This window comes from Protofrankia sp. CiP1_Cm_nod1, assembly GCF_920888515.1.
GTDB lineage: Bacteria > Actinomycetota > Actinomycetes > Frankiales > Frankiaceae > Protofrankia.
The window spans coordinates 1-8,578 of the sequence record NZ_CAKKTM010000259.1 but is presented as its reverse complement, the minus strand read 5'-3'; the positions used below and the strand labels follow the sequence as shown (position 1 = coordinate 8,578).

Below are 8,578 nucleotides of genomic sequence, written 5' to 3'. Positions count from 1 at the left end.
TGGCGGCACAGCGCGCCGGGATACCCGTGCTGGACGCGGCAGCCGTCGCCGCGGCCGCCGACGGCGACCTGGCGGCTGCCGTCACGGTCCGTTCGGCGGGTCCGTTCCGGCCGCGGACCAGGGTCGTCCCGCCGCCGTCGGGCACCCCCCGGCAGCGTCTGATGGAGCTGACCGGTGTGCTGGCCGCGCACGAACCGCCCACCATCGTCGGCCCCGTGGACGCCGCCGACGCGGCCGACGCACTGCTGGCCTTCCTGGAACGCAACGGCTACCTCGCCGAGCGGCCCCCCGCCGGGCCGTAGCCGCGCTACCGTCGGCGGTGGCTGCCCGGCATCCGGCATCCGGCATCCGGCATCCGCCGTACCAGGGCTGCCCCTACCGAGGCTGCCGTACCGAGCGCCGTCGTCCCGTGGAGGGTGGACCTTGAAGGCCGTCAACCGGCAGATCCGTCTCGCGGCCCGTCCGGTGGGCCTGCCCGCCCCCGGAGACTGGGAGCAGGTCGAGACAGCGGTCCCCGCCCCCGGCGAGGGTGAGTTCCTCGTCGAGATCAGCTATCTCTCCCTCGACCCGGCCATGCGGGGCTGGATGAACCAGGCGCGCTCCTATGTCCCGCCGGTGCCGCTGGGGGAGGTCATGCGCGCCTATGCGGCCGGCCGCGTCGTCGCCTCCAACCATCCCGGGTTCGCCGTGGGCGACCATGTCACCGGGCCGTTCGGGGTCCAGGAGTACGCGCTCTGCGACGGCCGGGGCGTTGCCACGGTCGACCCCGGCCGGGCGCCGCTGCCGACCTACCTCGGCGCGCTCGGGATGCCGGGCCTGACCGCCTACTTCGGGCTGCTCGACGTCGGGCGTCCCCGGCCGGGCGACACCGTGGTGGTCTCGGGGGCCGCCGGCGCCGTCGGCAGCGTGGTGGGCCAGATCGCCAGACGGCTGGGATGCCGTGTCATCGGTATCGCCGGTGGCGCGCGCAAGTGCGGCTGGCTGGTCGACGAGCTCGGTTTCGACGCGGCCATCGACTACAAGGAGCAGGATGTCGAGAACGCGCTGCGCACGCACGCGCCGGACGGCGTCGACATCTACTTCGACAACGTCGGCGGCGACATCCTCGACGCCGTCCTCACCCACCTCGCCCGCGGCGCGCGGGTGGTCATCTGCGGCGCCATCTCGCAGTACAACGCGACCACACAGGTCAGCGGGCCGCGCAACTACCGGTGGCTGCTGATCCAGCGCGCGTCCATGACGGGGATGCTCGTCTCCGACTACGCCGACCGCTATCCGGCGGCAACGGCGGAGCTGGCCACCTGGCTGGCGGACGGTTCGCTGCGGGCGCGTGAGGACATCCTCCCCGGCGGGATCGGACGTTTCCCGGAGGCGCTGCTCCTGCTCTTCTCCGGCGGCAACACCGGCAAACTCGTCCTCGAGATCGCCGGCTCCTGACACTCCTGGCCCCGCGCTCCGGGTCTGTGCCGCGTTCACCGACACCCGACACCCGACACCCGTCGGCCGTAGGTGAAAACCGCTGCCATGACGACGAAATCCACCTACAAGCGTGCAGGCCGTAGGTAGAAAGCGTTGTGATAACAGCGGTTGTGACCTACGGCTGCGAGGGACGGGCAGGCATGGGGGCACATCCGCTGTAGCACCGGATCCTGACGGCCGCCGGCGGTACGGCCGGTACCCGGCACCGGCCGGCCCATCGGAAAATCGGAAATCACGATCGGCCGATACGGAACACTTTTCCGCCGGTTTCTTCCAGTGTTCTTGGCGGATGGTTTATGGTCTGTTCACTACCCGGACGACAGGTTCCGATGGAATTCGGGAAGGTTTCGATGCGGACGCGGGGAAACCCCGTGCCCCGGAATTTCTGGCGACCGGGGCGTGGCGCACGGGCCGTCATCTTCCGGGAGGAGCCGAACGTGGATCCCAGCGCTGGGCCGACTATCACGCGTGACGTCACCGGGGCCACCCCCACCGGCGGGAAGCCCGTGGTCGGAGTACCTGTGGCCAGGGAGCCCGCGGCCGGGGATTCCGCCGTTGGGCAGGCGGTGCTCGACGCCTTCGCCCCCGAGTGGCGGCATGACCCGTACCCGAGCTACGAGATACTGCGCGCGGCCGGCCCGTTCCCACCGGGACCGCTCGGCCTGCGCCTGGTCCCGCGGTACGCCGACTGCAACGCCGTCCTGCAGAACCCGGTGTGGAGCCATGCGGAGGAGCCCGAGCTGCTGCATCCGGGCAGTGACATCCTGGACCTGCCCGCGTCGTTCCTGTGGATGGAGCCGCCGGACCACACCCGGCTGCGTGGGCTGGTCAGCAAGGCGTTCACGCTCCGCACGATCGAGCGCCTGCGACCCCGCGTGGAGCAGGTCGTCGACGAGCTGATCGACCAGGCGGTGGCCGCCGGTGAGGTCGACCTGATCGAGGCGCTGGCCTACCCCCTGCCACTGACCATGATCTGCGAGCTGCTCGGGGTTCCCACCGAAGACCACCCGGCCGTCCGGCGGATGTCCGCGGGGATCGCCCGTGGCCTGGATCCGGACGTGCTGCTCACGCCGGAGGAGGTCGCCGCCCGCACCGACGCGGCCCGGGAGTTCATCGAGTTCTTCGGCGCTCTGATCGCGCGGCGCCGGGCCCAGCCACAGGACGATCTGATCAGCGCTCTCGCCGCGGTCGAGGCGGCCGGTGACCGGCTCACCGCCCACGAGATGCTCGCCACGTTGGTGGTGCTGGTCGTGGCCGGTCACGAGACGACGGTGAACCTGGTGGGCAACGGGGTGCTCGCCCTGCTGCGCAACCCGGACCAGTTCGCGTTGCTGCGCGGCACCCCCGACCTCGCCGCACCCGCGGTGGACGAACTGTTGCGCTACGACGCCCCGTCACAGCTGACCACCCGGGTCGCGACACGGGAGATCGAACTGTCCGGGCACACCTTCGCGCCCGGTGACAGTGTCATGGTGATGTTCGGGTCGGCGAACAGGGACACGGATGCCTTCGACGAACCGGATCGGCTGGACCTGACCCGTTACACGGGCCGCAACAGCGTGAACCGGCACATGTCGTTCGGCATCGGCCTGCACTACTGCATCGGCGCGCCACTCGTCCGGCTGGAAATGGAGGTCGCGCTGCGGGCGCTGGCGGGTCGGGCAGCGACGATCGAACTGCTCGCCGATCCTCCCGTCTACCGGCCCAATCTCGTGGTGCGCGGCATGACCGAGCTGCCCGTGCGCCTCACCGGCTGACCCTGGTGCGGCTCTGGCCCGTCACAGCGCAGGCTGTCTGCCGGGCAGGGTGTGCCGCTTGTGGAGCTGCGTCCGCAGCTGTTCCGCCCCGGCTGTGTCGCCGAGCTCCCACAGGTCGGCTGCGAGGTTGCTCATCGAGCGCAGGGTGGCCGGGTGGTCGTCGCCGAACAGCTGGCGGTGGCGGCGCAGGGTGTCCTCGTCCAGGTCCCGTGCCGCGGCCACGTCGCCCAGCAGGCGCAGATCCTCGGCGAGGTTGTTCGCCGAGGCCAGGGTGTCGGGGTGGTTGTCGCCGGACAGCTGGCGGTGGCGGCGCAGGGTGTCCTCGTCCAGGTCCCGTGCCGCGGCTGCCTCGCCCAGTACGCGCAGATCCTCGGCGAGGTTGTTCGCCGAGGCCAGGGTGTCGGGGTGGCTGTCGCCGAACAGCTGGCGGCGGCGGCGCAGGGTGTCCTCGTCCAGGTCCCGTGCCGCGGCCACCTCGCCCAGCAGGCGTAGCTCGATGGCGAGGTTGCTTGCCGAGCGCAGCGTGTCGGGGTGGTCACGGCCGGACAGCTGGCGGCGGCGCAGGGTGTCCTCGTCCAGGTTGCGTGCCGCGGCCACGTCGCCCAGCAGGCGTAGATCGATGGCGAGGTTGTTCGCCGAGGCCAGGGTGTCGGGGTGGTTGTCGCCGGACAGCTGGCGGCGGCGGCGCAGGGTGTCCTCGTCCAGGCTTCGTGCCGCGGCCACGTCGCCCAGTACGCGCAGATCCTCGGCGAGGTTGTTCGCCGCGGACAGGGTGTCGGGATGGTCGAGGCCGAGATGGCGGGCCCAGCTCCGGTGGACTTGCTGATGGTGGCTGTGGGCCGCGTGCGGGTCCCCCCGCACCCGCAGGTACCAGCCGGTCTCCAGCAGCAGTCTGCGTGCCTCCGGACCGATGTCCTCAGCCGGATCCTCCGGATACAGGGCGGGTGCGGTCAGCGCATGCGGCGCCAGCACGGCCCACACGGGCCAGCTGTCGGGATCCTCGGTGCCGGGAGGGGCTGCGGCGACCAGCAGGCGGCGGGCTGCTGCCGCGTACCGCCGCCGGTCCCGCGTCAGGCGGGTGCGGGTGACCTCCTGGACCAGGCGGTGTACGCGGATGGCGTCACCGTCACGGGTGACCAGGGAGTAGCCCAGCAGCGCGGTCACTGCCTGTGGCACCTGTCGGCCGGCGAGACCGGACTGCCGCTGCCACCTGCGGCCGACCGGCTGGGTGAGCAGCGTCAGCGGGATCGGCTCCGGGCCGAGGAACGCCGCGAGCCCGAGGAGCCTCACCGCCGCCGGGCTCTCGGTGGCCAGCCGCTGAAGCGACAGCGACCAGGCTGCGTCGACACTGCCGCCATAGACCAGATCCTGCCCTTCCGCCAACAGCCGGTGCCGCCGGGCGCGAAACGTGGCCAGATAACCGGCCGGGGTTTCCCCGCTCTTCTCCAGGTAGGCGGCGGCCTGCCCTACCGCCAGCGGCAGATCCCCCAGCAGGTTGGCCAGCTCGTGGGCGGTGGGCCCGTCGATGTCGGGTACCAGCTGACGGAGCAGGGCGGTCGTCTCGGAACGGCTGAGCACGTCGACCGGAATCCGGGTCGCCAGCGGCGTCCATACCGGGCTGCGTGAGGTGACCAGCACATGCCCGCCCCGGGCGGTGTCCGGCAGCCACTCGCGCACCTCTTCGGCGGACTGGGCGTTATCGAAGATCAGCAGCCAGTCGCCGGTGACGCTCAACCGGTCCAGCACCGCAGCCGCGTCCTCGGCGGCCCGCCCGCTCACCGGCAGCTCAAGCCGCGGCGCCAGCGCGGCCAGCTGCCCGCTCACCAGAACGGGCTGTTCCGCGTCGATCCACCACGCCCACCGGTAGACGTCCGCGTACCGGTGGGCGTACTCGACTGCCAGCTGGGTCTTCCCGACTCCGCCCAGGCCGTACAGCGCCGCCGCGCCCGCCGCCCGGGAGCCCACGGGGCCGGTGACCGCGACCCGGCCGGTGCCGGCCAGCTGCTCGGCTATCTGCTCGAGCAGAGCGTCGCGGCCGGTGAAGAACCGCAGCCGGACGGGAATGTTCCAGACGACCGGCAGCCGGCCGGGAAATCCTGGCTCGGGCCGGCCCGGGAAGGCGGGCGTGGCTGTCGGTTTTCCCCGCTCGTCGCGGACAGCGGCCAGCAGCCGTTGGGTGGCGAGCGTGGCATCCGTCGCGAACAGGTCCACGACGACCCGCTGGGCCAACAGGCCCGGCGGTTTGCAGTCCTCCACCCGTAGCATCAGCAGTCTGCGTTGCCGGCCGCTCGGGTCCGCGTCCAATGCGGCCTGCCATTCAGGGGCAACGTGCTCCGAGGCCAGATAGGCGGCGGAGAGCACCGAAATCGTGCGGGCTGAAAGCTGGGTGGCCCGATGCTTCTCGGCGATGAGGTTGGATCCGGGGACAAAATCCCACGGCTGCACCAGCACGCGGTACCCGACGGCCTCGAGCTGCCAGGCGATCCACTCTGCCCATTCGCGGTCCGCGGAGACGTGGGAGACGAAGAAATCCACCGCGCCCGCGCCGTCCTCCCCGGCCGGAGAGGGTGTGTCCTGCCGCATCGCCCAACCCCCAGTCTGTCGGACGCGGAACGTGGGTATGCATACACCGTGGGTCGTCGTGCGGGCGAGATGTATCGGGTATCCGACGATATCCGCGGCCACGGCCCGCGGGGAGCGCACCGGCCGGACGGCGACAGCCGACCGGCTGGCTGTCAGTAGTACTATTTGTCCCTTTTGTGGGCATTTATAATCCAGGAATCCGGGTTGACGGAGCGGGATTGTCGTCGACTGGACGGCGCGCGGATATAGCTTGGCCGTCAACGCCGATATATGCTGCGCCTGATCGCTGGAGCTCTCCTGGAGAGGACGTCGTCAGTGAAACTCTGGAAGCGGTTCAGGGCGGGTGGCAGAAGCTCCGATGGCAGTGGCTCCTCGAGGACCGAGACTCCGAGGACATCTCGGCCGAGCGGCTACAGCTCGGAAAACCAGGACACGAACGGCCCCCGTTCTGCTGGCCGCAGCTCGAGAGGATATGGTTCCGGCGGTTCCGGCGGTTCCGGCTCGTACGGCGGGGGCTCGAGTCGCAGCGGAGGTTGCTGAGCTCTGATCCACCGTTCAGATTTTTTGTGGTCCTCCTGGTCGCCGGAGCTTGCCGAGCTTCATTCCGGTGTTTTTTGTGGCCAATTTGTGACCTGGCGGCATCAAGCAGCCGGTGCGTCAGCTCCGACCATTGGACACAGTCCCCAGACATAAGCTTTAGCGGCTCTTCATGTCTGGGCAGGGTGGTGTTCTCCCGGGACTGCCGACCGTGACCTGGGCATGGTGGCTGTTCGCGGTGGCTGTTCGCAGTGGCCGCCGGGTGGCGCTGGTGGTCAGGGTGTGCCGAGTGCGGTGAGCCGGTCGCCGGTGAGGACGTGGCCGACCCACTCCGGCTGGGGGCGGGCGCCGAGGGAGCCGTAGAAGTCGAGGGCGGGCGTGTTCCAGTCGAGCACCGCCCAGTTGAGCCGGGCGTACCCCCGTTCGACGCAGTGCCGGGCCAGCGTGGCCACCAGCGCGCGGCCGTAGCCCTGGCCGCGCTGGTCCTCGCGGACGAACAGGTCCTCCAGGTAGATGCCGTGCCGACCGGTCCAGGTGGAGTAGTTCAGGAACCAGACCGCGATGCCGACGATCTCACCGTCCCGTTCGACGACATGGGCGGACACCGCCGGCGCCGGGCCGAACAGCGCCACGTGCAGGTCGTCGGCTGTCGTCCGCACCGCGTCGGGCTCCCGCTCGTAGCGGGCCAGCCCTCTGACACAGTCGAGGATGCCCCCGGCATCACCCGGCCGGGCCGGGCGAAGGACGGCCCCGTCTGCCAACGACAACGTCTCCATGAGCCGAATCGTAGTGAGGCCTGGGTGCGGAATGATCCGCGCCCGGACTCGCCGGACCCGGCCCGGGTCCGGACCAGAACGGACATGTGGGTGGGACGGCGAGCCGTGGCGGCCGCGGGCCGGGTGGGCAGGATGCGGCTCCCCTGGAGCATATCCGCCCCGGGACCATGCCAGGTCACCTCGGTTGCCGTGGTCACCACGCGGCCAATCGCCGCGGCCGTCAGGCCAGCAGGGTGCGGCCGAGGTGGTCGGTGGAGTCGCGGACGCCCGGCAGGACGAAGAAGTAGCCGCCGCCGGTGGGGCTGATGTAGTCGACCAGCGGCTCGTCGATGAGCCGGGTCTGGGTCACCTCGAACTGCCGGGCGATGTCCTGCTGGTAGCAGCAGAAGAGCAGGCCCATGTCCAGGTTGCCGTTGGCGTCGATGCCCCGGTCGTAGTTGTAGCCGCGGCGCAGGATGCGGGAGCTGTCCGTGTCCGGCGTGCGCGGGTTGGACAGCCGGATGTGCGCGTCGAGCGGGATGATGCCGCCGTCGGGGTCGCGGGTGTAGTCCGGGATGTCGGCCTCCGCGGCGCCGTCCAGCGGGGCCCCGGTGTCCCGGCGCCGGCCGATCATCATCTCCTGCTCGTTGAGCGAGACCCGGTCCCAGAACTCCACCAGCATGCGGATGATACGGATGACCTGGTAGGAGCCGCCCTCGGTCCAGGCGGGCTCGGCCGAGGCGGGCCCGTCGCCGCCGTGCACCCAGACCAGCCGGTCCATCTCGGCGGCGGAGGTGACGTCCGGGTTGGCGGTGCCGTCCTTGAAGCCGAGCATGTTGCGCTGGGCTCCCGACGGCCGGGGCGGGTTCTGGAAGCCGTCGACGCGCCAGCGCAGCTGCATGCCGCCGCGGGTGTGCCGGGCGATGTCCCGCAGCGCGTGCAGGACCGTGTCGCGGCTGTGCGCGCACAGCTGCAGGCTGAGGTCGCCGTGGCAGTGCGCCGGGTCCAGCGCGTCGTTGGGGAAGGTGCGCATCGGGGTGAGCCGCCGCGGCCTGCGGCCGGCCAGGCCGAACCGGTCGTCGAAGAGGGAGGCGCCCACCCCGACGGTGACGGTCAGCGCGTCCGGCGGCACCACCGGCCCGAGGATGCCGCTGTCGGACGGCGGGGCGGTCGTCCCGAGATCGACCGGCTCGCCACCGGAGGTCAAGAAGCGTGCACGTTCGGTGATTGCCCTGAACAGCTCGGTCAGCCCGGCGTGGTCTGTGGCGATCACGTCGAAGGAGGCGAACGTCGCCGCCGCCGGCGCCGGGGTGAGGATGCCGGCCTGGTGGGTCCCGTGGAAGGCGACCGTCCGGCCCGGATCCCCGTCACGGGTGGTGTTCTGGTCGTCGCCGGTGGTCGTCGCGAGCGCGGTGCCGCCGGCGCCCACCGCGGCCCCGGCGGCCAGCGCCCCGGCCAGGAAGGACC

At 71.1% G+C, this 8,578-nt stretch carries 5 protein-coding genes and 1 pseudogene; 3 read left to right on the top strand and 3 right to left on the bottom strand.

Annotation, left to right across the window (positions count from 1 at the left end; translation table 11 throughout):
* The 3 genes and pseudogenes from NBX02_RS12005 to NBX02_RS11995 form a co-directional block, all read left to right on the top strand.
* Positions 1-302 (top strand): annotated as a pseudogene (locus tag NBX02_RS12005) (mycofactocin-associated electron transfer flavoprotein beta subunit); the annotation flags it as partial.
* 121 nt (positions 303-423) lie between these two features.
* Complete coding sequence (locus tag NBX02_RS12000) at positions 424-1,437, top strand: NADP-dependent oxidoreductase (RefSeq protein WP_250286234.1); 1,014 nt, start codon at positions 424-426, stop codon at positions 1,435-1,437.
* Between the two features lie 563 nt (positions 1,438-2,000).
* Positions 2,001-3,236, top strand: coding sequence for a cytochrome P450 (locus tag NBX02_RS11995; RefSeq protein WP_250291351.1), 1,236 nt, complete (start codon positions 2,001-2,003; stop codon positions 3,234-3,236).
* Between the two features lie 21 nt (positions 3,237-3,257).
* On the opposite strand, the gene fxsT is transcribed toward NBX02_RS11995, so the two are convergent.
* From fxsT to efeB, 3 genes are all read right to left on the bottom strand, one after another.
* A complete protein-coding gene (gene fxsT / locus NBX02_RS11990; RefSeq protein ID WP_250291350.1) occupies positions 3,258-5,819 on the bottom strand; it encodes an FxSxx-COOH system tetratricopeptide repeat protein in 2,562 nt (853 codons plus the stop codon).
* 812 nt (positions 5,820-6,631) lie between these two features.
* A complete protein-coding gene (locus tag NBX02_RS11985; protein WP_250291347.1) occupies positions 6,632-7,132 on the bottom strand; it encodes a GNAT family N-acetyltransferase in 501 nt (166 codons plus the stop codon).
* Positions 7,133-7,352: 220 nt separating this feature from the next.
* The gene (gene efeB, locus NBX02_RS11980; protein ID WP_445548388.1) at positions 7,353-8,570 is read right to left on the bottom strand and encodes an iron uptake transporter deferrochelatase/peroxidase subunit; all 1,218 of its coding nucleotides are present in this window, start codon (positions 8,568-8,570) and stop codon (positions 7,353-7,355) included.
* Positions 8,571-8,578 lie beyond the last annotated feature (8 nt).